We start from the raw sequence: 26,229 nt of genomic DNA on the forward strand, positions 1-26,229 counted from the left end.
CTCCGCAAATGTCCGCAGGTATGCTGGTCACCTGCCGAGGAGATTGAAAATGGCCTACGATTTTGACCTTTATGTGATTGGTGCCGGTTCCGGTGGTGTACGGGCTGCGCGGTTTGCCGCCGGGTTTGGCGCGAAAGTGGCGGTGGCCGAGAGTCGCTACCTGGGCGGCACTTGTGTGAACGTTGGCTGCGTGCCGAAAAAATTGCTGGTCTACGGTGCGCACTTCGCCGAGGACTTCGAGCAGGCATCCGGTTTTGGCTGGAGCCTGGATGAGGCGCAGTTCGATTGGCCGACGCTGATCGCCAACAAGGACCGCGAGATCAATCGCCTCAATGGCATTTATCGCAACCTGCTGGTCAACAGCGGTGTGACCTTGCATGAGGGGCACGCGAAAATCGTCGATCCGCATCAGGTCGAGATCAATGGCGAGCGCTTTACCGCCAGGAACATCCTGATCGCGACCGGTGGTTGGCCACAGATTCCGGAGATTCCGGGGCACGAGCATGCCATCAGTTCCAACCAGGCGTTCTTCCTCAAAGAGCTGCCCAAACGGGTGCTGGTGGTGGGCGGTGGCTACATTGCAGTCGAGTTCGCCGGGATCTTCCATGGTCTGGGCGCCGAGACCACGTTGCTGTATCGCGGCGAACTGTTCCTGCGCGGCTTTGACGTTACCGTGCGCAAGCATTTGCAGGAAGAGTTGACCAGGCGCGGCATGGACCTGCAATTCAACGCGGACATCGAGCGCATCGACAAACAGGCCGATGGCAGCCTGAAAGTCACGCTCAAGGACGGCCGCCAGCTGGAAGCCGATTGCGTGTTCTACGCCACCGGGCGTCGTCCGATGCTGGACAATCTCGGGCTGGAAAACACCGGGGTCAAGCTCGACAAGAAGGGTTTTGTCGAGGTCGACGAGTTGTATCAGACCGCCGAGCCGTCGATCCTGGCGCTGGGCGATGTGATCGGCCGTGTTCAACTGACGCCGGTCGCGCTGGCTGAAGGCATGGCGGTTGCGCGCCGTCTGTTCAAGCCTGAGCAGTATCGTCCGGTGGATTACAAGATGATCCCGACGGCGGTGTTCAGCCTGCCGAACATCGGCACCGTCGGTTTGACCGAAGAAGAAGCCCGCGAAGCCGGCCACGAGGTGCAGATCTTCGAAAGCCGCTTCCGGCCAATGAAGCTGACCCTGACTGAATGCCAAGAGCGCACGCTGATGAAGCTGGTGGTGGACGCCAAGACCGACAAGGTACTGGGTTGCCACATGGTCGGCCCGGAGGCTGGTGAAATCGTCCAGGGCCTGGCGATTGCCTTGAAGGCCGGCGCCACCAAGCGCGACTTCGACGAAACCATCGGCGTGCACCCGACGGCCGCCGAAGAGTTCGTCACCATGCGCACGCCGGTCGCCGGTTAATCGTCCTTCGCTACGTCTGCCGCTGCCGCAAGGGTTGCGGCCAGACGTACGCGTTCTTCCAGATCCGTCCGGGTCCTGGTCAGTTCGATTTCCAGTGACTTGTTGAGCTGCGACTGCTCATCGACGTTTTGCTTGAGTGCCTGACTTTCCAGCAGGGCGACGCGCAGACGTTCCTGGAGGAGGGTGCGCTCGCCGTCGACGCGGGTGGCCTGTTCCAGCAACTGATCCTGACGGGTATTGTTTTGCTTGAGCTGTTCCTGCAGCAGGCTCAACTCGCGCAGTGTGCCGCGGTTTTCAGTCAGCAAGCGTTCGTTGTCACGGTGCAACTGGGTGATTTCATCCTGGCGTACCAGGGCGCTTTGTTGTGCCTGGCGCAGTTCCATCTGTAGCTGTTGCACCTGGCCTTCGTGGCGACTCATTTCCTGTTCGCGCTGTTCCTTGACCGCATTGCGGTAGTGCTCCAGTGCATCGCGAGTGTGCAAGTGCTTTTCCTCAAGGGAGCGGATCTGCTCGTCCTTGTCTTTCAAACGCAATTCGAAATCGGCCAGCGCCTGGTTCATCCCGGCGTTACGGGTTTGCTCCGTTTGCAGCATGGCGCGAGTTTCGTGCAGGGCCTCGGACTCCTGAGTCAGTGCCAAGCTCTGGAACTCGTATTGCTGGTGCAGTTCGCTGTTGGCCTCTTGCGCTTCGCCGAGCTGTTTTTCCAGCGCCTTGCGTTGTTCCTCGTACTGCGTGCGCGCCTGGTCGATGGGCTCCTGCGCCTGCTCCTTGAGTCTTTGGGCGAGCCGCGCCACCAGGGCCATCAGTTCGTCGTCAATCGGTTCCGCTGGCGCTTCGACCGTCTCGTTCCTGTCATCGAGTTCTTTGAGGTAGCGATGAATCGTGGTTTTCGAGCCGGTATTACCCATTTCGATCCGTACGGCATCGATGCTGGGGTTTTCGCCACGGGCGAGGATCGCCAACCGAGCGGCTTGCACCACCGCTTTATTTACACCGCCGCGTGCCATGAGATCTCCCGGGTTTTGATAATGTGTTACGTACCACGTAAATACACATTGTACCATTCAATCGATGAAGTTAAATGCTGAATCTCACTAACACGGGATATACTGGTATTACCCCGTGTGATGGCAGTTTCGAGGTATTCCTCGCACTATTTCCGTACACAAACCCTTGTAGGAGCGAGCTTGCTCGCGATAAACACGAGACCGCCGCGGGGCATCTGCCAACCCGCGTCATCGTTAACGATCATCGCGAGCGAGCTCACCCCTACAGTCGGTCAAAACAGGTTCATGTCTTATGGGCGATCTGGATCGCTATCTGCAAGCCGCGACTCGCGACAACACCCGTCGCAGCTATCGGGCAGCCATCGAACACTTCGAAGTCACGTGGGGCGGGTTTCTGCCGGCAACCGGCGACAGCGTGGCGCGCTACCTGGTGGCGCATGCCGGCGTGTTGTCGATCAATACGCTGAAGCTGCGCTTGTCGGCCTTGGCGCAGTGGCACAACAGTCAGGGTTTTGCCGACCCCACCAAGGCGCCGGTGGTGCGCAAGGTGTTCAAGGGCATCCGTGCGTTGCACCCGGCCCAGGAAAAACAAGCCGAACCCTTGCAGCTTCAACACCTGGAGCAGGTGGTCAGTCGTCTGGAGCTGGAAGTGCAAACCGCAAGGGCCGAAGGCGACCGACCGGGGTTGCTGCGTGCCCGGCGCGACATGGCGTTGATCCTGCTGGGCTTCTGGCGCGGCTTTCGCAGCGACGAGTTGTGCAGGCTTCAGGTTGAACACGTGCAGGCCAGCGCCGGTTCCGGCATCAGCCTCTACCTGCCGCGCAGCAAGAGTGATCGCGACAACCTCGGCAAGACTTATCAGACGCCGGCCTTGCAGCGTTTGTGTCCGGTGCAGGCTTACATCGACTGGATCACCGAAGCGGCACTGGTGCGTGGGCCGGTGTTTCGTGGCATCGATCGCTGGGGGCATCTGGGCGAGGAGGGCTTGCACGCCAACAGCGTGATTCCCTTGTTGCGCCAGGCGCTGGCGCGCGCAGGCATTGCCGGCGAACTCTACACCAGCCATTCCTTGCGCCGCGGCTTTGCGACCTGGGCGCATCAAAGTGGCTGGGATCTGAAGTCGCTGATGAGTTATGTGGGCTGGAAGGACATGAAGTCGGCCATGCGCTACATCGAAGCCAGTCCGTTCCTCGGGATGGCGCGCCTCACTGAAAAGCCGATTGAGTTCTAGAGATCGTTTTCTTCTATAAATACAGTCGGCTAATAGCTAAAGCCAATCAGCGGCATCAGGTTTGCCAATGAGCCAACCGTCCGTCGAGTGGGTAAAGTTCTCTCCATCAACTTCTTAACCCCTGACGGAGAGTCAACGATGCCTATCATCAACAGCCAAGTTAAACCGTTCAAAGCTGATGCATTCAAAAATGGCGACTTCGTAAAAGTCTCGGACGCTGACCTGAAAGGCAAGTGGTCTGTCGTGTTCTTCTACCCGGCCGACTTCACCTTCGTCTGCCCGACCGAGCTGGAAGACCTGGCTGACAACTACGACGCCTTCCAGAAACTGGGCGTCGAGATCTACAGCGTTTCCACCGACACCCACTTTGCCCACGCTGCCTGGCACAACACTTCGCCAGCCATCGGCAAGATCCAGTACACCATGATCGGCGACCCGACCCACGCCATCTCCCGCAACTTCGACGTGCTGATCGAAGAAGCAGGCCTGGCTGACCGTGGCACCTTCGTGATCAACCCGGAAGGTCAGATCAAGATCGTTGAACTGAACGACGGCGGTGTAGGCCGTGACGCTTCCGAGCTGCTGCGCAAGATCAAGGCAGCCCAGTACGTCGCTGCTCACCCGGGTCAGGTTTGCCCAGCCAAGTGGAAAGAAGGCGAGGCCACTCTGGCGCCGTCCCTGGACCTGGTCGGCAAGATCTAAGTCTGTGATCGCTCCATCAGGGCGGAACTCCGCACCTACTCGGTAAGCTGCACCGCCCAATAAAAACGCCCGGGTGAGATTCGCTCGGGCGTTTTTTTATGCCTGCTTTATATGAAACAGCAAAAAGGAAATCGCCCGTATGTTGGACACCAATCTTAAAGCCCAGTTGAAATCGTACCTGGAACGGGTCACCCAGCCGATCGAGATCGTTGCTTCCCTCGACGACGGTGCGAAATCCCAGGAAATGCTCGAACTGTTGAAAGACGTTGCCAGTCTTTCCACTCAGATTACGTTGCTCGACAACGGGGATGATGCACGCAAGCCATCGTTCTCGATCAATCGCCCGGGAGCCGATATCAGCCTGCGTTTTGCCGGCATCCCGATGGGCCATGAATTCACTTCGCTGGTGTTGGCCTTGCTGCAAGTCGGTGGTCATCCGTCCAAAGCCAGTGTCGAGGTGATCGAACAGATTCGCTCGCTCAAAGGCGAGTTTCACTTCGAGACTTACTTCTCGCTGTCGTGCCAGAACTGCCCGGACGTGGTCCAGGCGCTGAACCTGATGGCGGTACTGAACCCGAACATTCGCCACGTCGCTATCGACGGTGCACTGTTCCAGGCTGAAGTCGATGAACGCCAGATCATGGCCGTGCCCAGCATCTACCTGAACGGCGTGAACTTCGGCCAGGGCCGCATGGGCCTGGAAGAAATCCTCGCCAAGATCGACACCAGCGGCATTGAACGCCAGGCCGAGAAAATCAGCGCCAAGGACGCCTTTGATGTGCTGGTGGTCGGCGGTGGCCCGGCCGGTGCTTCGGCGGCCATCTATGCGGCGCGTAAAGGCATTCGCACCGGTGTCGCGGCCGAGCGTTTTGGTGGTCAGGTGCTGGACACCATGGCCATCGAAAACTTCATTTCGGTGCAGGAAACAGAAGGGCCGAAATTGGCCGTGGCCCTGGAAGAACACGTCAAGCAGTACGACGTGGACATCATGAATCTGCAGCGTGCCGACAAACTGGTGCCCGGCAAAAATGGCGAGCTGCACCAGATTCACTTCGCCAGCGGCGCAACGCTCAAAGCCAAAACCTTGATTCTGGCAACTGGAGCGCGGTGGCGTGAAATGAACGTCCCGGGCGAGCAGGAATACCGCAACAAAGGCGTGGCGTACTGCCCGCACTGCGACGGCCCGCTGTTCAAGGGCAAGCGCGTGGCAGTGATCGGCGGCGGCAACTCCGGCGTCGAAGCGGCCATCGACCTGGCGGGTATCGTGTCCCACGTTACGCTGCTGGAGTTCGACGTTCAGTTGCGCGCCGATGCGGTGTTGCAGCGCAAGTTGCACAGCCTGCCGAACGTCACCGTGATCACCAGTGCACAAACCACTGAAGTCACCGGCGACGGTCAGAAGGTCAACGGCCTGCGTTACAAGGATCGCCAGAGCGACGAAGTGCGCAGCGTGGAGCTGGAAGGGATCTTTGTACAGATCGGTTTGCTGCCCAACACCGATTGGCTCAAAGGCACCATCGAGCTGTCACCCCGTGGCGAGATCATTGTCGATGCTCGCGGTGAAACGTCGGTGCCGGGGGTGTTCGCCGCCGGCGACGTGACCACTGTGCCGTACAAGCAGATCGTGATCGCGGTGGGCGAGGGTGCCAAGGCTTCGCTAAGCGCCTTCGATCACCTGATCCGCACGTCCGCCCCGGCATAAAAAAACCGGCGCTGAAAACACAAAACCCCATGAACGATCATGGGGTTTTTTGTGTTTTGCACATTACTTATGTAGGAGCGAGCTTGCTCGCGATGGTCGTCAACGATAACGCGGGTTGGCAGGTGCCCCGCGGTGTTCTCAGGTTTATCGCGAGCAAGCTCGCTCCTACAGCGGCGCTGGCTGGATGATCTCGACCCAGTAGGCGTCCGGGTCCTTGATGAATGCCAGGCTCTTCATGCGGCCATCGCTCAGGCGTTTCTGGAAATCGCAGCCCAGTGCTTCAAAGCGCTCGCAGGCGGCGACGATGTCCGGTACCGAAATGCAGATATGGCCGAAACCGCGCGGGTCTGTATTGCCATTGTGGTAGGCGAAGTCCGGGTCGTTCTCGGTCCCGTGGTTGTGGGTCAGCTCCAGAATGCCGGGGATCGATTTCATCCACTCGGTGCGCGCGGCGGCATCGGCCGGGATCTGGTTTTTGTCGACCAACGCCAGGAAATACAGGCTGAACTCGGCTTCCGGGAAGTCGCGTTTTTCCACCAGGGTAAAACCCAGGACGCGTGTGTAGAAGTCCAGGGACTTGGTGATGTCCTTGACCCGCAGCATGGTGTGGTTGAAGACAAATTTCTGCGTGGCGGTGTCCGGTTGGGCGGTGACGCCGGGGAAGGTGTTCAATTCGTGCAGGCTCATGGGCCCTCCGGGAAATATGTGGGCTAACGAATGGTGACAATGATACGCAAGGGTTCTGACATCACCAAACCCAAACAGTCGGCTATTGCCTGAAAGCCGGCCTGGGCCCAGACTTTACGGCTTGATCCGTGAGTGCCGATTGCAATGATTCGATTCCGTAACCTGCTGTTTATCCTGCTGAGCGTGTTTTCGCTGGCGGGCGCTGCTCGTGCCGATGCGCCAGTGGTGACCTGGCCGCAGGGCTGGCAGATCGAAGACGTCCCTGACCCAGCGTCGGGGGTCAGTCGCCAGCGGGCGGTGAAAAATGATCAGGATGGATCGCCGCTCCTGGTGATGGAGCTGACCATGAGCCCGGTGCAAAGCGATCATCAGGTAAACCTCGAAGGCGTATTGCTGGAGATGCGCAAGTCAGTTCAAAAAGACTTCTTTCAGGGTGGGTATCAAAGTGTCTGCACGCGAATTCATTCGACTACCTTGAGTCGATTGGCTGCGTTGGAAACAACCTGCACTGTCACGCAAAACGGCCGGCATGTGCTTTCGCAAACATTGGTGGCCGCGGTGGATGCCGATAAGGCCTATGTTTTTTCCTACGCAGGGCAGGCTGAGGCTTATAAGGCGAGCCAGGATGAAATAGACGCAGCCCGTAACAGCTTGAAACTTTAGTTGTCGACAGTGCTTTTTCGATGCATGAAAAAAATTTTAAATATCCAAATGGATTAAGCACCAAGTAATCGGGGGGCTGGTAGTTGTCTTGTGCTCGCCGTGGGCATTTAGATAGCCCATGAAAAAGCCCTGCATAAGCAGGGCTTTTTTGTCGCCGCGAGAGTTAGCCGCGCAGCCAGGAGTCGACGGTGGCTGCACCGTACTGTTCTTTCCAGGCCTTCAGGCCGCGGTGATTGCCGCCCTTGGTTTCAATCAGCTCGCCGGTGTGCGGGTTCTGATAAACCTTGACCACACGGGCACGGCGGGTTTTCGGTGCTGCTGCCTGCAGGCCGGATTTTGCCGGATTCGGGTCAAGAATGGCGATGATGTCGCGCAGGCTCTTGCCATAGGTTTTCATCAAGCCCTGGAGCTTCTCTTCGAATTCGATTTCTTTCTTGAGCCCGGCATCGTTCTTCAGCGATTCCAACTGCTTGAGCTGTTCTTGAAGGGCCTTTTCGGCTGCACGAAATTCAGCGAGTCTGGACAATATCTTTACTCCAATAGTGTGTTTGGCTGATACCAACCGCAAACAAAGCTATAAGCCAAGAGCCTTGAAGCGACTCGGTGATAGTGGCTCACCTGCCAAATTAGCGCAGGCAGGAAAAATTGTAGTAGTTAATTGGCCAAGAGTAAATCCTGTCTTTCTCTTCATGTAACGGCAGTAGTGTCTTGATTCAAATTTATGCCTGTAGTCGTTGTTTTATCGATTAAATTTTCGAGTTAATGGTCGCTTAATGCACTAATGAATTCCGCCCCGGGCATGGGTTTGCCGAACAGATAACCCTGCAGGAAGTTGACCTGACGAGCGCTGAGGTAATCACTCTGCTCAGGGGTTTCGACACCTTCGGCCACCAGGGCAAGGTCGAGTTTGACGGCCAGGTCGATGATGCTGTCGAGGATGTGGCTGGAGAGAGTGTCGATGCCGATCATGGCGACAAAACTCTGGTCTATTTTCAGGAAGTCGACATTGAACTGCCGCAGGTAGCCCAGGCTTGAATGACCCGTGCCGAAATCGTCGATGGCGATCTTCACGCCCAGTTCGCGAAGTTGCTCGAACAGTTGCAGGGTGATGGCCGTTGGCTCGATCAGTTCGCGTTCGGTCAGTTCCAGTACCAGGTAGATCGAGCCCGGCTCGAACGCATCGAGAAACTCGCGACAATCCTTGACCAGGTCCAGGTCCTGACAATGGCTGGCGGTAATGTTGATGCCAATGTGAAAGGGCTTGTTGAATCCGGCGGATCGCGGTGCGAGCAGGGCGGCGGTTTGTCGCATGAGCGAACGGGTCATCGGTACGATCAGTCCGCAGTGCTCGGCAAACGGGATGAACAGGTCCGGACGCACCAGGCCTTCCTTCGGATGTTTCCAGCGCATCAGCACTTCAGCACCGGACCAGCTTTTGCTGTCGCCATGCACCACGGGCTGGAAGTACGGAATGAACTCTGCGGCTTCCAGTGCCCGTTGCATTTCCTGGGTGGGGGCCGAGGAGCGCTTTTGCAGGAAGTGACCAATTGACCCGGCAATCACGCCGAAGAAAATCAGCAGACTGAACAGAGGGGGATACTCGCTGCTCATGTATCGCCAGGTTTCGCCTTTGGGGAAACCCGCTTCCACGGCAAAGGCATAGTGCCCGGAGGCCAAGCGGCTATGCGCAACGGGTAGTTCAGGCGCGGCACCGGTGTGAACCTTGCCATCGGCGGACATCCAGTCCGGGCCGACTTGCAGCACCAGCAAGGTCTGGCGGCCGATCAAGCGCAGAACATTGCCCAAGTGATAACCATAGAGAGTTGTCAGTGCACCTTTTTTCCCTTCGCTCAGGCGGTACACCAGCAAGGCGGCGTTGGGCGTCACCGGATTGCCGTTCATGAGCCACAAAGCGCCCTGGGTGTAGTCGCCGGGGCTGACCGCCTCCTGGTAGTCGCCGAACAGCGAGCTGCAATAGAGGTTGTTGTCCCACACCAGATTGGTCGAGCGCACGAATGGGCGACGAGTGACCTGCTCGCGCAACGCCAGTTTGACGTCACCGCAACTTTGACCAGCCATCGGCAGCAGTTCGCGAGCGGCCTGAGAGGCGTTGTCGAGCATCAAGTCGAACTGACGAACTGCTTCCTCGGCGGTTTTTTCGGTGTCTTGCTTGAGCGCACGCCCTGCCTGCATGTAAAGAATGGTGGCCCCCAGCAGCACCGGGAGCAATCCACAGAGCAAGGTGACAGCAGTTTTAGTGCTGCGACTGCGGGTTTTGGCTTTCAGCGGCATTCGCGAATCCTGTCACGAAGAAGTAAGGCTCTCAACAGCTGGCAGGGCAATACGCCTCCCATGAAGAGTTCGGATAAGGGCCATGATAGTTGGCCCCAGGCGGTTACGCTGCTCAACACAGGTCGAGGCTTTGTGCCAGTTTGATAAAGGCCAGCGTCGCGGGTGATGCCTGGCGTTGATCGAGTACCGCCAGGCCGACCTGGCGCACCACCGTCGGTGACAGCGGTTTTTTCACATAGCGGCTGTCTGGTTGATAGGGCAATGAGCCTTCGGCGACTACCGTCACCCCATCGCCACGAGCGACGACATCCAGGGTGCTCATCAGCTGTGAGCAGCGATAACGGATGTTGGGCGTCAGTCGGGCCGCAATGAACAGACGTGAAACCAGCTCCGAAGAACCGGCCTCGGTCAGCACAAACGGGACGTCGCACAGATCCTTCAGGTTCAGGCTGTCGCGAATCGCCAGCGGGTGGTCGGCGGGCAGCAGCGCGACCATCTGGTCTTCGATCAGCGCGACCGTGTCGAAACGCTCCTCGGGCAACACCACAAAGCCGATGTCGATCCGTCGCTCCTCCAGCCACTGCAGCACCTGGCGGTCAGGGCCTTCGTCGATATGCACTTCTATGCCGGGATGGGCGGCGTGGTAGTGCCGCAGAATCAACGGCAACAATTTGATCGATGAGGTCGGCCCGAACGAGCCGATACGCAGCGTGCCGCGTTTCATGCCCCGGGCATCGGCCGCTTCCTGGCGCAGGGTGTTGGCCAGACCCAGCATCGCGCGGGCGCGCAGCAGCAACTGCTGGCCAATGTCGCTTGGCTCGACCCGGGTTTGATGCCGGCGCAACAACTCGACCCCCAGCTCCTGCTCCAAAGACTTCAAGGCATGGGACACCGCCGATTGGGAAATGCCCAGGCGATTGGCCGCTGGCGTGAAGCCGTGGAGTTCGGCCACGAGGGAGAAAATCTCCAGTTGCGTGAGGGTCATGAGTGTTTGCTCATTTTACGATGACTAGGTATTAGTCGAATGATAGCTCATCTCTCCGATATCCGACCCTGGAACCTTATGACGATCTGTGAGCAACCCCTGTCGAAACCCTCGGATCTGCCGGTGTATCTGAAACTGGCGGGAGTCAGCATGGTGTGGGGCGGCACCTTCGTTGCCGGACGCTTTCTGGCCGACGGCCTCAGCCCGCTGCTGGCTGCCAGCCTGCGGTTTTTACTGGCCAGCGTGGCATTGCTGCTGTTTGTACACATGGCGCGGATACCGTTGCTCCGACCCAGCGCCCGGCAATGGCTGCAATTGGTCCTGCTTGGCTTTTTCGGGATCTTCTTCTACAACCTATGCTTCTTTTATGGCCTGCATTACATCAATGCGTCACGGGCATCCTTGATCGTGGCGCTGAACCCGGCCGTGATCGGCCTGGCTTCCTGGCTACTGTTCAAGGAGCGTTTGAGCCGGGCAAAAGTCGCCGGCATCGCGATCTGCATGGCGGGCGCGAGCATGGTGATCGTCAGTCGCAACCCGCAATTATTGGCCGCTGGTACCGATGCCTGGGTCGGCGACCTGCTGATTTTCGGCTGCGTGCTCGGCTGGGGTGTCTACTCGCTGTGCTCCAGAGAGCTGAACCAGAGCCTGGGACCGGTGCAAACGGTGACGTATTCGATTCTGCTGGGCACCGTCATGCTCTGGATGACCTGCATCGTCCGTGGCGAGGTGAGTGTCACCGCGATCGCCCAACTGCACGCTCGGCAATGGTTGAGCCTTTTGTACCTCGGCGTGCTGGGTTCGGCGCTGGCATACATTGGCTACTACGATGGCATCCGCACAATCGGTGCGACGCGTTCCGGGGTGTTCATTGCCTTGAACCCGTTGACAGCGGTGATCCTGGGGGCGCTGTTGCTCGATGAGCCGTTGACGCTGGCCATGTGCCTGGGGGGCGCGCTGATACTGGCGGGGATTTTCCTCTGCAACAAACCCCTTGCGCGGGTAAGGAAAAAGGGGATTTGATACAGAAGGCGGACAAATTGATTTACGCTGTGTAGAATCAGGTTACGCATACAATAATAATCGTCTTCTGGCAGCAGAAGCCTCGCCCGCAAGAGCCTTGGGTCGATAATGAAGATATTCGGGTTTCAACTGATCTACGGTGATTTTCTCGCCCGCAGCGTGCGGGGCATCTCCTGTGCGCCACCCAGCGGTCTCAGCATTGCTTACAACTAACCTTAGTTAATTGATAAAAAATGATGAGGCGCCAACCATGGCAGATTTATACGAAAACCCAATGGGCCTGATGGGCTTTGAATTCATCGAGCTCGCATCGCCGACCCCGAACACCCTGGAGCCGATCTTCGAGATCATGGGCTTCACCAAGGTCGCGACCCACCGCTCCAAGGACGTGCACCTGTATCGTCAGGGCGCGATCAACCTGATCCTCAACAACGAACCCCACAGCGTCGCCTCGTACTTTGCGGCCGAGCACGGCCCGTCGGTGTGCGGCATGGCGTTCCGCGTCAAGGATTCGCAGAAAGCCTACAAGCGCGCACTGGAACTCGGCGCCCAGCCGATCCACATCGAAACCGGCCCGATGGAGCTGAACCTGCCGGCGATCAAAGGCATTGGCGGCGCGCCGCTGTACCTGATCGACCGTTTCGGTGAAGGCAGCTCGATCTATGACATCGACTTCGTGTTCCTCGAAGGCGTTAACCGCCACCCGGTTGGTGCCGGTTTGAAGATCATCGATCACCTGACCCATAACGTGTATCGCGGTCGCATGGCCTACTGGGCCAACTTCTACGAGAAGCTGTTCAACTTCCGCGAAATCCGCTACTTCGACATCAAGGGCGAGTACACCGGCCTGACCTCCAAGGCCATGACCGCACCGGATGGCATGATCCGCATCCCGCTGAACGAAGAATCGTCCAAGGGCGCCGGGCAGATCGAAGAGTTCCTGATGCAGTTCAACGGCGAGGGCATCCAGCACGTTGCCTTCCTGTCCGATGACCTGCTCAAGACCTGGGACCACCTGAAAAGCATCGGCATGCGCTTCATGACTGCGCCGCCGGACACCTACTACGAAATGCTCGAAGGCCGTTTGCCGAACCACGGCGAGCCGGTGGGCGAACTGCAGGCGCGGGGCATCTTGCTGGACGGTTCGTCCGAGTCGGGCGACAAGCGTCTGCTGTTGCAGATCTTCTCGGAAACCCTGATGGGGCCGGTGTTCTTCGAGTTCATCCAGCGCAAGGGTGACGACGGTTTCGGCGAAGGCAACTTCAAGGCACTGTTCGAATCCATCGAGCGTGACCAGGTTCGTCGTGGTGTTCTCTCCACCGACTAAACCGTTACACCGATAAAACTGTGGGAGCGGGCTTGCTCGCGAAAGCGGTGTGCCAGTCGCCATCCAAGCTGGCAGACACACCGTATTCGCGAGCAAGCCCGCTCCCACATTTGTTATGTGTGGCCTTAAGGCCTGCGCTGTCGCACCAGATGCTTGAACCCTTCAAACACCAGCACCAGCACCGCCATCCAGATCGGGATATAGGTCAGCCATTCGCCGGCCTTGATACTCTCTCCCAGCAGCAGCGCCACGCCCAGCAGCAGCACCGGTTCGACGTAGCTCAACAAGCCGAACAGGCTGAACGGCAGCAGGCGACTGGCAATGATGTAGACCACCAGCGCTGAAGCACTGATCACGCCGAGCAGCGGGATCAGCAGCGACAACCATGGGTGCTGGTCAAACACGAGAAAACCCTGTGCACCGCTCTGAACGAACCAGAAGGCCACGGGCAGCGTCAACGCCATGTCCAGCCACAAGCCGCCGAGGTTGTCCGCTGCCAGCCGTTTGCGCAGAACGAAGTAAGTCGGATAGCCAATGCAGACCAGCAAGGTCGCCCAGGAAAAACCACCGACCTGATACACCTCGTTGACCACGCCCAGGCAGGCGAACACCACCGCGACTTTTTGCAGATAGGACAGGCGTTCGCCGTAGGCCAGGCGACCGGTCAGGACCATGGTCAGCGGCAGCAGGAAATAGCCGAGTGATACGTCGAGGCTGTAGCCGTTCAGCGGCGCCCACATGAACAGCCACAATTGCACGCCGAGCAGGGCAGAGGAGGCGATCAGCGCGCCAATCAGCTTCGGATCGGCTTTGGCGCGCCGTACGATCTCCAGCACGCGCTTCCACTCGCCGGACACCACCATGAACACGGTCATGCAGGGCACGGTCAGCAGCATGCGCCAACCGAAGATTTCCACGCCGCTCAAGGGGGTGAGCAACGACGTGTAGTAATACATGACGGCAAACAGCACCGAGGCTGAAACCGATAGAGCGATACCTTTAGACAAGCTGTCCTCGCGAGGTTGAAGGTGAAACGGGGGGGGCGGAGGATACGCGTTTTCGCCGACTAATATTGACCATTCAATCAACACAGCTTCTGTAGGAGCCGGCTTGCCGGCGATTGCTGCTTAACATTCAACATGAATGCTGGCAGGTACGCCGCTATCGCTGGCAAGCCAACTCCTACAGGGTGAGTAATGGGTCAGATTGGGTGTGGTTTACGCCCGGACACAAAGTGGCTCACATCATTGAACCCCGGTGTCGACGCATGCCCCGGTGTCACCAGCGAATCGATGAACGCCTCGTCCTCGGCCGTGATCTTCACCGCCTGCGCCTTAGTGTAGGCGTCCCATTGCGCTTCGGTACGTGGCCCGACAATGGCCGAGGTCACGGCGCTGTTGTTCAGCACCCAGGCAATCGCGAACTCGACGATGCCGACGCCGCGCTCCTGGGTGTACTGCTGGATCTGCTGGGCGATGCGCAGGGATTCGACGCGCCATTCAGTTTCCAGGATGCGTTTGTCCTGGCGACCGGCACGGCTGTTGGCGTCCGGTTCCACATCCGGCGCGTATTTGCCGCTGAGTACCCCGCGTGCCAGTGGGCTGTAGGGCACCACGCCGAGACCATAGTTTTGTGCCGCCGTGATCTGCTCGGTTTCAGCCTGGCGGTTGACGATGTTGTACAGCGGCTGGCTGATCACCGGCCGGTCGACGCCGAGCTTGTCAGCCACGCGAATCACTTCAGCGATGCGCCAGCCACGGTAGTTGGACAGGCCCCAATAGCGGATCTTGCCCTGGCGAATCAAGTCGCCAATGGCCGATACCGTGACGTCCAGCGGCGTGTTGTGGTCTTCACGGTGCAGGTAGTAGATGTCGAGATAGTCGGTGCCCAGGCGCGTCAGGCTGGCGTCGAGACCGTTGAACAGATGCTTGCGGCTCAGACCGCTGCGGTTGGGAACGCCGTCCACGGGACCGAAGCCGACCTTGGTGGCCAGCACCCATTCATGGCGGCGGCTGGCGATGGCCTCGCCGACGATTTCCTCGGAACGGCCGTTGGTGTAGACGTCGGCGGTGTCGATGAAATTGATGCCCTGGTCCCAGGCCTTGTCGATGATCCGCAGGGAGTCTTCGGTACGGGTCTGTTCGCCGAACATCATGGTGCCCAAGGTCAGGGTGGACACCTGCAGACCCGAATGACCCAGTGTGCGATAGCTCATGAGCAAATCCTTTTACCAGTGGGAAAGGTTCAATCAGATACCAGAACAATCGTGGGGCGCAAACGCAATTTTGACATTGTAGGAGCCCGGCTTGCCGGCGATGGCTATCTCGAGAACGCCATCGCCGGCAAGCCGGGCTCCTACAGGGGGACGTGGTGATCAGGCGCGTAAGGTACGGGTCATGCGCAACGCCAACAGACTGCCGCAGACAATCACACCCGCCAGCAGGTAAAGCGCCGCATCGGTCGAACCGGTGCTGTCCTTGACCCAACCCACCAGGTACGGGCTGAGGAAACCAGCCATCTGGCCCATCGAGTTGATCAGCGCCAGGCCACCGGCGGCAGCGCCGGCACTGAGCAGGGCGGTCGGCACCGGCCAGAACATCGGCAGGCCGGTGAGGGCGCCCATGGTAGCGATGGTCAGGCCGATAATCGCGATGGCCGGGTTGGCGGCGAAGTTCACCGCGATCAGCAGCCCCAGCGCGCCCATCAGCATCGGCACCACCAGATGCCAGCGCCGCTCCTTGCGCAGGTCCGCCGAACGACCCACGATCAGCATGAACACAGCGGCCAGCAGGTACGGAATCGCACTGAGCCAGCCGATCACCAGGTTATCGCTGAAGCCGAGGTTCTTGATGATCGACGGCAGCCAGAAGTTGATCGCGTACACGCCGCTCTGGATGCAGAAGTAGATCAGGCCGAAGGCCCAGATCGCCGGGTTCTTGAACACCGCCAGCAGCGAATCAGTCGTGGTTTTCGGTTTGTTGGCGAGGTCCTCGGCGTGGTCGGCTTCCAGCACCGAACGCTTGAACGGGGTCAGCCATTTCGCATTGGCGTAGCTGTCGCTGAGCAGGAAATAAGCCAGTGCGCCGAGGATCACGGTCGGAATGCCTTGCAGCAGGAACATCCACTGCCAGCCGGCGAGACCGCCCTGGCCGGCGGCGAAGTGGTTGAGGATCCAGCCGGAGAAGGGGCTGCCGAGCAGGCCGGAGACCGGGATCGCCGACATGAACAACGCCATGATGCGGCCACGGCGGAAGGTCGGGAACCACTGCGAGAGATACAGCACCACGCCGGGGAAGAACCCGGCTTCGGCGGCACCGGTAAACAGGCGCAGGGTATAGAACCCGGTGGGCGTGGTGACAAACAGCAGGCAGGTCGACAGCATGCCCCAGGTCATCATCATCAGCGCGATCCAGCGCCGTGGTCCGAATCTGGTCAAGGCCAGGTTGCTGGGCACACCGCACAGCACGTAACCGATAAAGAAAATGCCGGCGCCCAGGCCGTACACGGTTTCGCTGAACTTCAGCGCGTCGAGCATCTGCAGCTTGGCAAATCCAACGTTGACCCGGTCGAGGTAGTTGAACAGGTAGCAGATGAAAATGAAGGGGATCAAACGCAGGGTGATGCGCTTGTAGACGGCGTTTTTGTCGTCAGCGATGGCCTCGGACGCTACGGCGCTCTGTGTCATGGCGGCTCTCTCTTTATTATGATTTTTTGCGATGCAAAGGGTAACGTTGATCGCCCAGAGAGTCTCGACCACCCTCAGGGTGGCTGTCTTTGTGCCTGAGCACAGGGTTTGCAGCCAAGGCCTGTGCGGGTGAACAACCCGTTCCATCACCGTCTTCAAGGATCACTTGCATGTTCGAACTCGATCACGACCTGGCCCAGGACATCGTCGACCGGGCGATGGCCATTCTGCCGTACAACGTCAACGTCATGGACAGCCAGGGCCTGATCCTGGGCAGCGGCGAACCGGAGCGGGTCAACACCCGGCATGAAGGCGCGCAACTGGTCCTGGCCAACGGCCGCGTGGTGGAGATCGATGCGCAGACGGCGATTCATCTCAAGGGCGTGCAGCCGGGCATCAACCTGCCGCTGTTGCTCGATCAGCGCCTGATCGGCGTATTGGGTATCACCGGCGAACCCGAGCAACTGCGCACCTATGCCGAACTGGTGCGCATGACCGCCGAGATGCTGGTGGGCCAGCGCAACCAGCAGGCCGAACAGCAATGGCGGCGCCAGCGCTGCGATGATCTGCTGGCGCTGCTGCTCAGCGAAGCCGGGGATTCTCCGCGACTGATCGATGAAGCGCAGCAGTTGGGCCTCAAGCCACAAATGACCCGGGTGCCGTACCTGTTCGAACTGGGCCTGGAGCACGCGGCGGGGCAAACCGTCGAGGCACTGAGTGCCTGGTTGACCACCCGCCACCCGGACAGTTGGTGTGTCAGCTCGGCCAAAACCTCGTTGCTCTGGTGCCGGCCGGCCAGTCAGTCGGTCGAGAACGAGCGCTTGCTGGACAAGCTTGATGGCCTCGGCTGGAACATCCTGCGCATTGCCGTCGGTGGGCAAGCCGATGGGCTGGCGGGGTTGCGTCGCTGCTATCGCCGGGTCGGTGACTTGCTGGCCTACGGACGCGAAGTGTTGCCGCGCTCCCGGTTGTTGACGCTGAACCGCTATCGGCTGCCGGTGATGCTCTGGCGCCACCGCAACGACGACGCCCTCGACGAATTGCTCAACCCGCTGCGCAAGGTCATTGCCAAGGACAGCAATGGTCAGTTGCTGGCGACCCTGCGCAGTTGGTGTGAACACGACGGCCAGAGCCAGGCCTGCGCCGATGCGCTGGGCATTCATCGCAACAGCCTGCGTTATCGCATGGAGCGGATTGCCGAGCTGAGTGGCGTCGATCCGCTTCGGCTGGACGGCATGCTCGCGTTGTACCTCGGCGTCCAACTCCTCCCCGAACCGAATGATGAACTGTAGGAGCCGGCTTGCCGGCGATGGCGATCTTCATGGCGCCATCGCCGGCAAGCCGGCTCCTACAATGGGTGGCACAGTGAGTGATGGGGTTTTGTGGAAATGAACAATAATCCTCTATGCCGCTTGTGCAGCGGACCGGCGTTATTGTTCATGGCGGCTGGCAGCATGTGGACATTGGAACTGGAGAATTCCCATGAAAATCGTGATCGCCCCCGACTCGTTCAAGGACAGCCTCAGCGCTCAAGGCGTGGCGGACGCCATTGCCTTGGGATTGGCGCAGGTCTGGCCTGATGCCCAACTGATCAAATGCCCGATGGCCGACGGCGGGGAAGGGACTGTCGAATCGATTCTTGCCGCGTGCGAAGGCGAACTGCGTCACACCCTGGTTCGCGGGCCGCTGGGGGCCATGGTGGATGCCGCCTGGGGCTGGTTGCCGCAGAGCCATACCGCAATCATCGAAATGGCCGAGGCCAGCGGTTTGCAGTTGGTCCCGCTGGCGCAGCGGGACGCGTGCATCAGCAGCACCTTCGGCACCGGGCAATTGATCCGCGCCGCACTGGATGCCGGTGCACAACGGGTGATCCTGGCGATTGGCGGCAGCGCGACCAACGACGGCGGCGCCGGTGCCATGCAGGCCTTGGGCGTGAAGTTGCTGGACGCTCAGGGACAGACGCTGTCACCGGGCGGCCTCGCCCTTGCGCAATTGGCCCGCATGGACCTGAGCGACATCGATCCGCGTCTGGCCCAGGTGCGCTTCGACATCGCCGCCGACGTCAATAACCCCCTGTGCGGCCCCCACGGCGCCTCGGTGATTTTCGGCCCGCAAAAAGGCGCCTCGCCGGTGCAGGTCGAACAACTGGACCACGCACTGGGGCACTTTGCCGACCATTGCGCGGCCGCTTTGAGCAACGACGTTCGCAACGAACCGGGGAGTGGCGCGGCGGGTGGCCTGGGGTTTGCCGCCAAGGCGTTCCTGGGCGCGCAGTTCAAGGCCGGGGTCGAGGTGGTCGGCGAACTGGTGGGCCTGGCCGAGGCGGTTGCAGGCGCCGACCTGGTGATCACCGGCGAAGGACGTTTCGATGCGCAAACCCTGCGCGGCAAGACGCCATTTGGTGTGGCGCGTGTCGCCAGGCAGCACGCCGTGCCGGTCATCGTCATCGCCGGCACGCTGGGCGAGGGGTATCAGGCGCTTTATGAGCACGGCATCGACGCTGCGTTTGCCCTGGCAAGCGGGCCTATGACCCTGGAACAGGCCTGTGCCGAGGCGCCGCGCTTGCTGCGTGAGCGGGCAACCGACATCGCGCGTGTCTGGCGGATGGCTGTTCGCTGCGACTGAGGGTTTTTCTGTGGCGAGGGGGCTTGCCCCCGTTGGACTGCGAAGCAGTCCCGCTTTTTGCCTGGTAAATCCCGTATACGTATTGCGGCTGCTGCGCAGCCGAACGGGGCGGTGCGGCGTTCCGACAAGCCCCCTCGCCACAAAAAGCGCCGATGGCAATTTTGAGGGTGGATTTGAACGCCATGCTGGCGCGTTTCGTGATTTGAGATAGGGTTGAGGCTTGGAGCACTCGCGCGACTGGAGAACGACATGCGCTACTCAGCCTTGACCCAACGAATCGCCGGTGACGGAGCGGCGGCCTGGCAGATTCACGATCGAGCGCTGCATTTGCGCGAACAGGGCGTCGACGTCCTGCTGTTGTCCATTGGCGACCCGGACTTCGATACGCCGCAACCCATTGTCCAGGCCGCCATCGCCAGTCTGTTGGCCGGTGATACGCACTACCCTGAAGTGCGCGGCAGTCGTGGGCTGCGCGACAGCATTGCGCGCCGGCATCGGCAACGCAGTGGCCAGGTGGTGGATGGCGAACACGTGATCGTCTTTCCGGGGGCGCAGTGCGCGGTGTATTCGGTGGCGCAGTGCCTGCTCGACCCGGGCGATGAAGTGATTGTCGCCGAGCCGATGTACGTGACCTATGAAGGCGTGATCGGCGCGTGTGCGGCCACCGTGGTCCCGGTGCCCGTGCGCCCTCAGAACGGGTTTCGCGTCGACCCGCTGGATGTCGCGGCGCGGATCACGCCCAGGACACGCGCCATACTGCTCAACAGTCCGAACAATCCATCCGGCGCCAGTTTGCCACTGGCCATCTGGCAAGCGCTGGCGGCGCTGTGCATTCGTCACGATTTGTGGCTCATCAGCGATGAGGTCTACAGCGACTTGCTGTTCGAAGGCCAGCACATCAGTCCGGCGAGCCTGCCGGGCATGGCCGAGCGCACCGCCACGATCAACAGCCTGTCCAAGTCCCACGCCATGAGCGGTTGGCGGGTGGGCTGGGTGATCGGGCCCAAACCCATGGCGGGTCACCTGGTCAATTTGTCGCTGAGCATGTTGTTCGGCATTCCGGATTTCGTGCAGAACGCTGCGCAGTTGGCGCTGGACCGGAACCTGCCGGAAGTGGCGATGATGCGCGAGGAGTATCGCCAGCGCCGCGACCTGGTGTGTGCAAGTCTGGGGCAATGCCCGGGGCTCAAGCCGATACGCCCGGACGGCGGAATGTTCGTGATGGTCGATGTGCGCCAGACCGGGTTGTCGGCCCAGCGCTTCGCCGAGCGACTGCTGGAAGGTTATGGCGTGTCGGTGTTGGCCGGTGAAGCTTTCGGGCCGAGTGCGGCGGGGCATATCCGCATCGGTCTGGTGGTGGATCAGATGAAGCTGGCTGATGCATGCCGGCGCATTGCTTTGTGTGCGACGGATCTGCTGGAGGTACGGCGGGCCTGAAGGAATTGTGTTGCCTGTGCTGGCCTCTTCGCGAGCAAGCCCGCTCCCACCCTAATGTGGGAGCGGGCTTGCTCGCGAAGGCTGCCTGACAGGCGCCGAATACCTCAGCCCTTCCACGCCCCAACATTCACCAGATTGGCCGGCCGCTCACCGGCCAGCGCCGCCAACAGGTTGTCCACCGCGCACCTGGCCATGGCCTCCCGTGTTTCATGGGTGGCCGAGCCGATGTGGGGTGTCGCCACCACGTTGTTCAACTGCAGCAATGGCGAGTCCTGATTCAAGGGTTCGCGATCGAAAACATCCAGCCCCGCCGCGCGAATCCGACCCGTGCGCAAGGCTTCGATCAGCGCCGCTTCGTCCACCACTTTACCCCGTGAAATATTGATGAAGATGGTCTCCGGACGCATCAGGGCGAACTGCTCTGCGCCGATCAGCCCTTGGGTTTCAGCCGTCAGCGGCAACGTCAGGCAAACGAAATCGGCCTGTTGCAACAGTTCCGGCAGGCTTCGATAGTGCGCATTGAACCGCTGTTCCACTGCCGGTTTCGGTGACTGGCTGTGGTAGATCACCGGCATGCCAAACCCGCAATGCCCGCGCTGCGCCAGGGCCTCGCCAATGCGGCCCATGCCGATGATGCCCAGGGTTTTGCCATGCACGTCGCTGCCGAAATGCGCAGGGCCGATGTTGCGGTTCCATTGGCCGGCGCGAACCAGGTTCGCCAGTTCCACCACCCGCCGGGCAGTCGCCAGGATCAGCGCAAAACCCGTGTCGGCAGTGGTTTCGGTGAGCACATCCGGTGTGTTGCTCAGCAGGATTCGCCGTTCGGTGAGGTAGTCGATGTCGTAGTTGTCGACGCCCACCGAGACGCTGGCAATGGCTTGAAGGTCGGGCGCCAGGTCGAGCAGTTCGGCATCCAGTTTCAGGCTGGCACCGAGCAAACCGTGAGCGCGGGGCAGGGCATCGCGCAGTTTGCCCAGACCCTCGGCATCAAGGTTTTCGATCAGCGTCACGTCGACCTGCTCGTGCAGGCGAGCCATCAATAGCGGCGAGAGTTTCTTGTAGAGGACGACCTGCTTTTTCATCTTCGAGATCTCAGTTTCAATTCAGGAATGTGCCGCGGCGGTGCGCGTTACCGTGGCCGAGGGCCGCTCCCGGTCGCTGGCGCCGGGCTTGAGGAAAATCGTCAGTACCACCGAGAACATCAACGCGCCGCTCATCAACAGGTACGACGCACCCGGCGAGCCGGTGGAGCTGTTCAGGTAACCGACCAGATAAGAACCGCCAAACGAACCGAGGGCACCCATGCTGTTGATCAGCGCCATGGCGCCGCCCGCGACATTGGCCGGGAGGATCTCCGGAATGATCGCGAAGAAGGGGCCGTAAGGCGCATACATGCAGGCACCGGCAATCACCAGCAGGGTGTAGGACCACCAGAAGTGTTCGGCACCCAGGGCGTAGGAGCCATAGAAGGCGATCGAGGCAATCAGCAGTGGCGGCCAGACGAAACGTTTACGCTTTTGCAGTTTGTCCGAACCCCAGGACACCAGCAGCATGCCGATCACCGCCGCCAGGTACGGCAGCGCCGACAGCCAGCCGGCCTGGACCATGTCCATCTGCGCGCCGGCCTTGAGGATCGACGGCAGCCACAGCACGAAGCCGTACACGCCAATGCTCCAGCAGAAGAACTGCAGGGCCAGGATGATCACTTTGGGTGAGCGGAAGGCTTCGGCGTAGTTCTTCACGGCCTTGATGCCGACCTGTTCGGCGGCCAGTGCGCTTTGCAGATCCTGCTTTTCCTGATCGTTGAGCCACTTGGCCTGTGACGGACGATCATCGGCCAGGCGCCACCAGATGAAGGCCCACAACACTGCCGGCAATCCCTCGACGATGAACATCCAGCGCCAGCTGTAGTGCTGCACCAGGTAGCCCGAGACCACTGACATCCAGAGCATGGTCACCGGGTTGCCGAGAATCAGGAAGGTGTTGGCCCGCGAGCGTTCGGCGCGGGTGAACCAGTGGCACAGGTAGATCAGCATCGCCGGCATGACGGCCGCTTCGACCACGCCGAGCATGAAGCGAATGACGATCAGCCAGTAGGCATTGGAGACAATCCCGGTCAAGGTCGCCAGGCTGCCCCAGAGGATCAGGCTGACGAAAATCAGCTTCTTCACGCTGTGTTTCTGCGCGTAGATCGCGCCGGGTACCTGGAAGAAAAAGTAGCCGAGGAAGAACAGCGCGCCGAGCATCGACGACAAGCCTGGCGTGATCATCAGGTCTGCCGCCATGCCGGACGCGGCGGCGAACCCATAGTTGGCGCGATCCAGATACGCCAGGCTATAGGTGATGAACACGATGGGCATGATGTACCACCAGCGGCGGGTGGCGAGCGTTGCGGTTTTCATGAGTGGTGCTCCTGAGCTTGTTGTTTTTGTCGCAGCAGGTAACGGTGTTTAGATCTTCAGTGACTGTGCTGGCCTCATCGCGAGCAAGCCCGCTCCCACAGATGCAAAACCTGTGGGAGCGGGCTTGCTCGCGAAGACGGCCGCAAGTTCGACATCCATTTCGGATCGGGTCGGCAACCCCTCCATATCCCCCCGGCTCTGTACCGCACGGCTGCCAATCCAGTTGGCGCGCTTCACGGCCTCGTCAAAGCTCTGGTTTTCCAGCAGCGCGCTGATCATGCCGACGGCAAAACCATCGCCGGCGCCCACCGTATCGACCACCGTTGCCACCGGCACGCCAGCCACGAAACCTTGATCCAGATGAGTGCGGTAATAAGCCCCGTGGGGCCCAAGCTTGATCGCCACGGCTTCGGCGCCTTGGTCGAGGTAAAACGCGGCAATGTCGGCCGGGTCTTCGAAACCGCTCAGCAAGCGACCTTCGCTCAAGCCCGGCAGCACCCAATGGGCGAGGGCGGCGAGACGGTTGATCTCGGTGATCATTTGTCGCTCGCTCGCCCACAGGCTCGGGCGCAGGTTCGGGTCGAAGGACACGCTGCGCCCGGCCTCGCGCATGCGGGTCATCAACTCGAACGACATCTGCCGCGCCGACTCCGACAGCGCCGGGGGAATGCCGGTGGCGTGCAGGTGTCGGGCCTTGAGCAACTCGGGCACGATCGAGTGCGGCGACAGGTGACTGGCCGCCGACCCACGGCGGAAGTATTCGACCAGCGGATCGCTGCCATCGTCGGTGCGGGACTTGAGTTGAAAACCGGTCGGGTGGGCGGTGTCGATGTCGACGTGGCGGCAATCCAGGCCTTCTTTTTCCAGGGTGTCGACCACGAACCGGCCCAACGAATCGGCACCGACCCGGCTTAGCCATGCCACGTTGAAGCCAAGCCGGGACAAACCGATCGCGACATTGCTGTCAGCCCCGGCGATGCGTTTGTGGAAAGCGCCAACGCTGGCCAGGTCGCCAGCCTGCTCGGCAACGAACATCGCCATGGTTTCACCGAACGAGAGGATATCGATCTCAGACATGAGCACTCTCCCGTTGCGCCTGGCCGAGGCGGGCGAGGGCCGCCACGTGTTCGCGGGTCAGTTGCACCAGGTCCTCGCCTTGCAGCGGATATTCCGCAGCCCGCATAACGCCTTGGGCCATGTGCTGCAGCAGCTGTTCCCACTGTTGCCAGTCGCTGGCGGTCGGCGGGATGGCGACCAGCTTGTCGTCGGCGCGACGCGTAACCGCTTTGCAGTGCACATAGCCGACGTGGCGTCCGAGAAGGCGCGCGGCGCTGGCAGCGGATTGGTCCTGCCAGTGCCAATTGCCGATGTCGAAGGTCATTTTGATCGGCAAGTGGTGTTGCTCAACCTCTGTGAAAAAGCGCTGGAAGGGTTCGATACGGCCACCGTGCAGGGTCTGGTCGTTTTCCACCAGCAACTGCACGGGGCTGGCATCCAGCAGCCGGGCGAGGGCGTGCAGGTCGCAGTTGTCGGTGAAATAGCCCAGCGACACTTTCAGCCATTTGGCACCGAACGCCTCGGCGCGTTGCAGGGCGGTGATCAGTTCTGGATTGGGCCTGGATTGTCCTGCCAGCCAGAGTTCCATTGGCGACGAATACACGCTCTCCAGGCCTTCTGCCTGAGTGGCATTGGCCAGTTGAGCGGGGTCTTCAACGGTCAGCAACTCCTCGCGCCACTCGATGCGCGTGGCGCCGGCGGCGGCCAGTACTTCGATAAAACTGCCTTGGCCGCGCTGGCGCACCAGGTCGGCGCCGTAGCTGGAGAGGCTGATGGAAACGGCGGGTTTGTTCATTGTTTTTATACCTCTGAAACCGGTTTCATTTTTGTTCAAAAAAATAGTGGGTGTTCTTGGTGGCCTCTTCGCGGGCAAGCCCGCTCCCACAGGGGAATGCATTCCAAATGTGGGAGCGGGCTTGCCCGCGAAGAGGCCGGAACATTCACCGAGAATGTCCAAGTGTCGATCCTCTAACAATCAACCGCGCGGAAAAATCCAGCGTCCGCACCGCCCCGTCATCCCCCCGCAGCCGCTTGAGCAGACACTCAAACGCACTGGCGCCAATCTCGGTGGTCGGCTGGGCCAGCGCGGTTATCCCGCTACCCACCAACGGATACCAATCCAGATCATCGAGGGCGATCAAGCCCACATCCTCGAACAGGCTGCACTTGAGTTCACGCAACGCATGGGTGCAGGCCAGCGCTGCAATGCCGTTCGCGCAAAACAGTGTTTTCGGGCCGGGGCCAGGCGTGTCGAGGAAGGATTTCAGCTGTGCGGTCAGTTCGCTGCCGGTTTCGATGAGGCTGCCATAGAGGGCCGGGCGCAGGGCAATTTGCGCCTTGAAACTGGCGACCCGTTCGATCCGCGAACTGGTGCCATCGAACGGTTCGGTCACCATCAATACATCGCGGTAGCCGCGTTCTTCAAGATGCGTGAGGGCCATTTCAACGGCTGCCGGATTGTCCAGCCCGACCATGTCGCTCTCAAGGTGCTCGACCTTGCGGTCCACCAGTACCAGGGGCATTTCCCGGTGCAGTTCGTGCAATTCGTCACGGTGATGACCGAGGGTGTTCACGATCAGGCCTTCGATGTTGTACGAGCGCAGCAGGGCCAGGTGCTGGCGCTCTTGCTCGTCGTCGCGGTCGGTGTTGCACACCACCAGGCTATAGCCGTGCTGACGGCAGGCGGTTTCCACCCCGTGCATCACGGCAATTGAATAAGGGTTGCGGATATCGGCCACCAGCATGCCGATCAGGCGGGTGCGCCCGCGCTTGAGGCCGCGGGCCATCTGGTTCGGGCGATAGCCCAGTTCCGCAATTGCCTGCTCGATGCGCTGGGCTATGGCATCGGAGAGCAGGGCGCGGTCCTCGCCAATGAACCGCGAAACGCTGGCCTTGGAGACCTTGGCGTGTTCGGCCACGTCGAGCATGGTCACGCGGCTGCGCTGGGCGGCGGAGAAATCGTTCACGGTCTGAAACCTTCTTATTGGATTTATAAG

23 protein-coding genes are annotated in these 26,229 nt (G+C 60.3%); 10 read left to right on the forward strand and 13 right to left on the reverse strand.

What is annotated here, in order from left to right; translation table 11 throughout:
• Positions 1-49 precede the first annotated feature (49 nt).
• A complete protein-coding gene (gene gorA / locus AB7M25_RS14140; protein ID WP_454237483.1) occupies positions 50-1,408 on the forward strand; it encodes a glutathione-disulfide reductase in 1,359 nt (452 codons plus the stop codon).
• Here gorA and AB7M25_RS14145 read toward each other — a convergent pair.
• Positions 1,405-2,415, reverse strand: coding sequence for a DNA-binding protein (locus tag AB7M25_RS14145; protein WP_454237484.1), 1,011 nt, complete (start codon positions 2,413-2,415; stop codon positions 1,405-1,407). The two genes, gorA and AB7M25_RS14145, sit on opposite strands and share 4 nt — an antisense overlap.
• 292 nt (positions 2,416-2,707) lie before the next feature.
• Between AB7M25_RS14145 and AB7M25_RS14150 the strand changes: the two genes are divergently transcribed.
• From AB7M25_RS14150 to ahpF, 3 genes are all read left to right on the forward strand, one after another.
• A complete protein-coding gene (locus tag AB7M25_RS14150; protein WP_429560529.1) occupies positions 2,708-3,646 on the forward strand; it encodes a site-specific integrase in 939 nt (312 codons plus the stop codon).
• A gap of 138 nt (positions 3,647-3,784) precedes the next feature.
• A complete protein-coding gene (gene ahpC, locus AB7M25_RS14155; protein ID WP_007975937.1) occupies positions 3,785-4,348 on the forward strand; it encodes an alkyl hydroperoxide reductase subunit C in 564 nt (187 codons plus the stop codon).
• Positions 4,349-4,487: 139 nt separating this feature from the next.
• Positions 4,488-6,050 carry an alkyl hydroperoxide reductase subunit F gene (gene ahpF, locus AB7M25_RS14160; protein ID WP_429387624.1) on the forward strand — a complete coding sequence of 521 codons (1,563 nt, stop codon included), beginning with the start codon at positions 4,488-4,490 and terminating at the stop codon, positions 6,048-6,050.
• A 165-nt stretch (positions 6,051-6,215) separates the two neighbouring features.
• Here ahpF and gloA read toward each other — a convergent pair whose 3' ends face one another.
• A complete protein-coding gene (gene gloA, locus AB7M25_RS14165) occupies positions 6,216-6,737 on the reverse strand; it encodes a lactoylglutathione lyase (protein ID WP_116580475.1) in 522 nt (173 codons plus the stop codon).
• Positions 6,738-6,881: 144 nt separating this feature from the next.
• Between gloA and AB7M25_RS14170 the strand changes: the two genes are divergently transcribed.
• On the forward strand, positions 6,882-7,400 hold the full coding sequence (locus AB7M25_RS14170; RefSeq protein WP_454237485.1) for a DUF4946 domain-containing protein: 519 nt from the start codon (positions 6,882-6,884) through the stop codon (positions 7,398-7,400).
• 163 nt (positions 7,401-7,563) lie between these two features.
• Here the strand turns inward: AB7M25_RS14170 and AB7M25_RS14175 are convergent, their stop codons facing one another.
• From AB7M25_RS14175 to AB7M25_RS14185, 3 genes are all read right to left on the reverse strand, one after another.
• On the reverse strand, positions 7,564-7,926 hold the full coding sequence (locus AB7M25_RS14175; RefSeq protein WP_007975932.1) for a histone-like nucleoid-structuring protein, MvaT/MvaU family: 363 nt from the start codon (positions 7,924-7,926) through the stop codon (positions 7,564-7,566).
• A gap of 233 nt (positions 7,927-8,159) precedes the next feature.
• Entirely contained in the window at positions 8,160-9,692 is a 1,533-nt protein-coding gene (locus tag AB7M25_RS14180; RefSeq protein ID WP_429387621.1) for an EAL domain-containing protein, read from the reverse strand.
• A gap of 112 nt (positions 9,693-9,804) precedes the next feature.
• A complete protein-coding gene (locus AB7M25_RS14185) occupies positions 9,805-10,677 on the reverse strand; it encodes a LysR family transcriptional regulator (RefSeq protein WP_429387619.1) in 873 nt (290 codons plus the stop codon).
• A gap of 78 nt (positions 10,678-10,755) precedes the next feature.
• Here AB7M25_RS14185 and AB7M25_RS14190 point away from each other — a divergent pair, with 78 nt between their 5' ends.
• On the forward strand, positions 10,756-11,700 hold the full coding sequence (locus tag AB7M25_RS14190; RefSeq protein WP_429560528.1) for a DMT family transporter: 945 nt from the start codon (positions 10,756-10,758) through the stop codon (positions 11,698-11,700).
• Between the two features lie 250 nt (positions 11,701-11,950).
• Positions 11,951-13,027, forward strand: coding sequence for a 4-hydroxyphenylpyruvate dioxygenase (gene hppD / locus AB7M25_RS14195; RefSeq protein WP_429387616.1), 1,077 nt, complete (start codon positions 11,951-11,953; stop codon positions 13,025-13,027).
• A 125-nt stretch (positions 13,028-13,152) separates the two neighbouring features.
• On the opposite strand, the gene rarD is transcribed toward hppD, so the two are convergent.
• From rarD to AB7M25_RS14210, 3 genes are all read right to left on the reverse strand, one after another.
• The gene (gene rarD / locus AB7M25_RS14200; protein ID WP_429387614.1) at positions 13,153-14,034 is read right to left on the reverse strand and encodes an EamA family transporter RarD; all 882 of its coding nucleotides are present in this window, start codon (positions 14,032-14,034) and stop codon (positions 13,153-13,155) included.
• A 194-nt stretch (positions 14,035-14,228) separates the two neighbouring features.
• Positions 14,229-15,242 (reverse strand): aldo/keto reductase, encoded by a 1,014-nt coding sequence (locus tag AB7M25_RS14205; RefSeq protein ID WP_429387612.1) that lies wholly within the window; start codon positions 15,240-15,242, stop codon positions 14,229-14,231.
• Between the two features lie 159 nt (positions 15,243-15,401).
• Positions 15,402-16,712 (reverse strand): MFS transporter, encoded by a 1,311-nt coding sequence (locus AB7M25_RS14210; protein WP_454237486.1) that lies wholly within the window; start codon positions 16,710-16,712, stop codon positions 15,402-15,404.
• A gap of 170 nt (positions 16,713-16,882) precedes the next feature.
• On the opposite strand from AB7M25_RS14210, the gene AB7M25_RS14215 reads away from it, so the two are divergent.
• The 3 genes from AB7M25_RS14215 (at position 16,883) to AB7M25_RS14225 (ending at position 20,774) form a co-directional block, all read left to right on the forward strand.
• On the forward strand, positions 16,883-18,004 hold the full coding sequence (locus AB7M25_RS14215; RefSeq protein ID WP_429560526.1) for a sugar diacid recognition domain-containing protein: 1,122 nt from the start codon (positions 16,883-16,885) through the stop codon (positions 18,002-18,004).
• Between the two features lie 190 nt (positions 18,005-18,194).
• On the forward strand, positions 18,195-19,337 hold the full coding sequence (locus AB7M25_RS14220) for a glycerate kinase (protein WP_454237487.1): 1,143 nt from the start codon (positions 18,195-18,197) through the stop codon (positions 19,335-19,337).
• A 249-nt stretch (positions 19,338-19,586) separates the two neighbouring features.
• A complete protein-coding gene (locus tag AB7M25_RS14225; protein WP_454237488.1) occupies positions 19,587-20,774 on the forward strand; it encodes a pyridoxal phosphate-dependent aminotransferase in 1,188 nt (395 codons plus the stop codon).
• Positions 20,775-20,878: 104 nt separating this feature from the next.
• Here AB7M25_RS14225 and AB7M25_RS14230 read toward each other — a convergent pair whose 3' ends face one another.
• From AB7M25_RS14230 to AB7M25_RS14250, 5 genes are all read right to left on the reverse strand, one after another.
• Positions 20,879-21,856 carry a 2-hydroxyacid dehydrogenase gene (locus AB7M25_RS14230; RefSeq protein WP_454237489.1) on the reverse strand — a complete coding sequence of 326 codons (978 nt, stop codon included), beginning with the start codon at positions 21,854-21,856 and terminating at the stop codon, positions 20,879-20,881.
• 21 nt (positions 21,857-21,877) lie between these two features.
• On the reverse strand, positions 21,878-23,176 hold the full coding sequence (locus AB7M25_RS14235; protein WP_429519727.1) for an MFS transporter: 1,299 nt from the start codon (positions 23,174-23,176) through the stop codon (positions 21,878-21,880).
• 48 nt (positions 23,177-23,224) lie between these two features.
• Positions 23,225-24,253: a sugar kinase gene (locus tag AB7M25_RS14240; protein WP_429387600.1), complete on the reverse strand. Its 1,029-nt coding sequence runs from the start codon at positions 24,251-24,253 to the stop codon at positions 23,225-23,227.
• Positions 24,246-25,028, reverse strand: coding sequence for a sugar phosphate isomerase/epimerase family protein (locus tag AB7M25_RS14245; RefSeq protein ID WP_454237490.1), 783 nt, complete (start codon positions 25,026-25,028; stop codon positions 24,246-24,248). Before AB7M25_RS14245 ends, AB7M25_RS14240 begins: the two co-directional genes overlap by 8 nt.
• Before the next feature lie 145 nt (positions 25,029-25,173).
• Positions 25,174-26,199, reverse strand: a complete 1,026-nt coding sequence (locus AB7M25_RS14250; protein ID WP_454237491.1) for a LacI family DNA-binding transcriptional regulator — start codon at positions 26,197-26,199, stop codon at positions 25,174-25,176.
• Between the last annotated feature and the right edge of the window lie 30 nt (positions 26,200-26,229).

Source organism: Pseudomonas sp. AP3_22 TE3818, assembly GCF_053628995.1.

Excerpts from the sequence above, each read along its gene's own strand:
- ahpF (WP_429387624.1), top strand. The coding sequence starts at position 4,488 with ATGTTGGACACCAATCTTAAAGCCCAGTTGAAATCGTACCTGGAACGG.
- AB7M25_RS14185 (WP_429387619.1), bottom strand. The coding sequence starts at position 10,677 with ATGACCCTCACGCAACTGGAGATTTTCTCCCTCGTGGCCGAACTCCAC.
- gloA (WP_116580475.1), bottom strand. The coding sequence starts at position 6,737 with ATGAGCCTGCACGAATTGAACACCTTCCCCGGCGTCACCGCCCAACCG.
- AB7M25_RS14145 (WP_454237484.1), bottom strand. The coding sequence starts at position 2,415 with ATGGCACGCGGCGGTGTAAATAAAGCGGTGGTGCAAGCCGCTCGGTTG.
- AB7M25_RS14180 (WP_429387621.1), bottom strand. The coding sequence starts at position 9,692 with ATGCCGCTGAAAGCCAAAACCCGCAGTCGCAGCACTAAAACTGCTGTC.
- AB7M25_RS14245 (WP_454237490.1), bottom strand. The coding sequence starts at position 25,028 with ATGAACAAACCCGCCGTTTCCATCAGCCTCTCCAGCTACGGCGCCGAC.
- gorA (WP_454237483.1), top strand. The coding sequence starts at position 50 with ATGGCCTACGATTTTGACCTTTATGTGATTGGTGCCGGTTCCGGTGGT.
- AB7M25_RS14225 (WP_454237488.1), top strand. The coding sequence starts at position 19,587 with ATGCGCTACTCAGCCTTGACCCAACGAATCGCCGGTGACGGAGCGGCG.
- AB7M25_RS14170 (WP_454237485.1), top strand. The coding sequence starts at position 6,882 with ATGATTCGATTCCGTAACCTGCTGTTTATCCTGCTGAGCGTGTTTTCG.
- AB7M25_RS14190 (WP_429560528.1), top strand. The coding sequence starts at position 10,756 with ATGACGATCTGTGAGCAACCCCTGTCGAAACCCTCGGATCTGCCGGTG.
- AB7M25_RS14150 (WP_429560529.1), top strand. The coding sequence starts at position 2,708 with ATGGGCGATCTGGATCGCTATCTGCAAGCCGCGACTCGCGACAACACC.
- AB7M25_RS14235 (WP_429519727.1), bottom strand. The coding sequence starts at position 23,176 with ATGAAAACCGCAACGCTCGCCACCCGCCGCTGGTGGTACATCATGCCC.
- AB7M25_RS14210 (WP_454237486.1), bottom strand. The coding sequence starts at position 16,712 with ATGACACAGAGCGCCGTAGCGTCCGAGGCCATCGCTGACGACAAAAAC.
- hppD (WP_429387616.1), top strand. The coding sequence starts at position 11,951 with ATGGCAGATTTATACGAAAACCCAATGGGCCTGATGGGCTTTGAATTC.
- ahpC (WP_007975937.1), top strand. The coding sequence starts at position 3,785 with ATGCCTATCATCAACAGCCAAGTTAAACCGTTCAAAGCTGATGCATTC.
- AB7M25_RS14205 (WP_429387612.1), bottom strand. The coding sequence starts at position 15,242 with ATGAGCTATCGCACACTGGGTCATTCGGGTCTGCAGGTGTCCACCCTG.
- AB7M25_RS14215 (WP_429560526.1), top strand. The coding sequence starts at position 16,883 with ATGTTCGAACTCGATCACGACCTGGCCCAGGACATCGTCGACCGGGCG.
- AB7M25_RS14230 (WP_454237489.1), bottom strand. The coding sequence starts at position 21,856 with ATGAAAAAGCAGGTCGTCCTCTACAAGAAACTCTCGCCGCTATTGATG.
- AB7M25_RS14220 (WP_454237487.1), top strand. The coding sequence starts at position 18,195 with ATGAAAATCGTGATCGCCCCCGACTCGTTCAAGGACAGCCTCAGCGCT.
- AB7M25_RS14240 (WP_429387600.1), bottom strand. The coding sequence starts at position 24,253 with ATGTCTGAGATCGATATCCTCTCGTTCGGTGAAACCATGGCGATGTTC.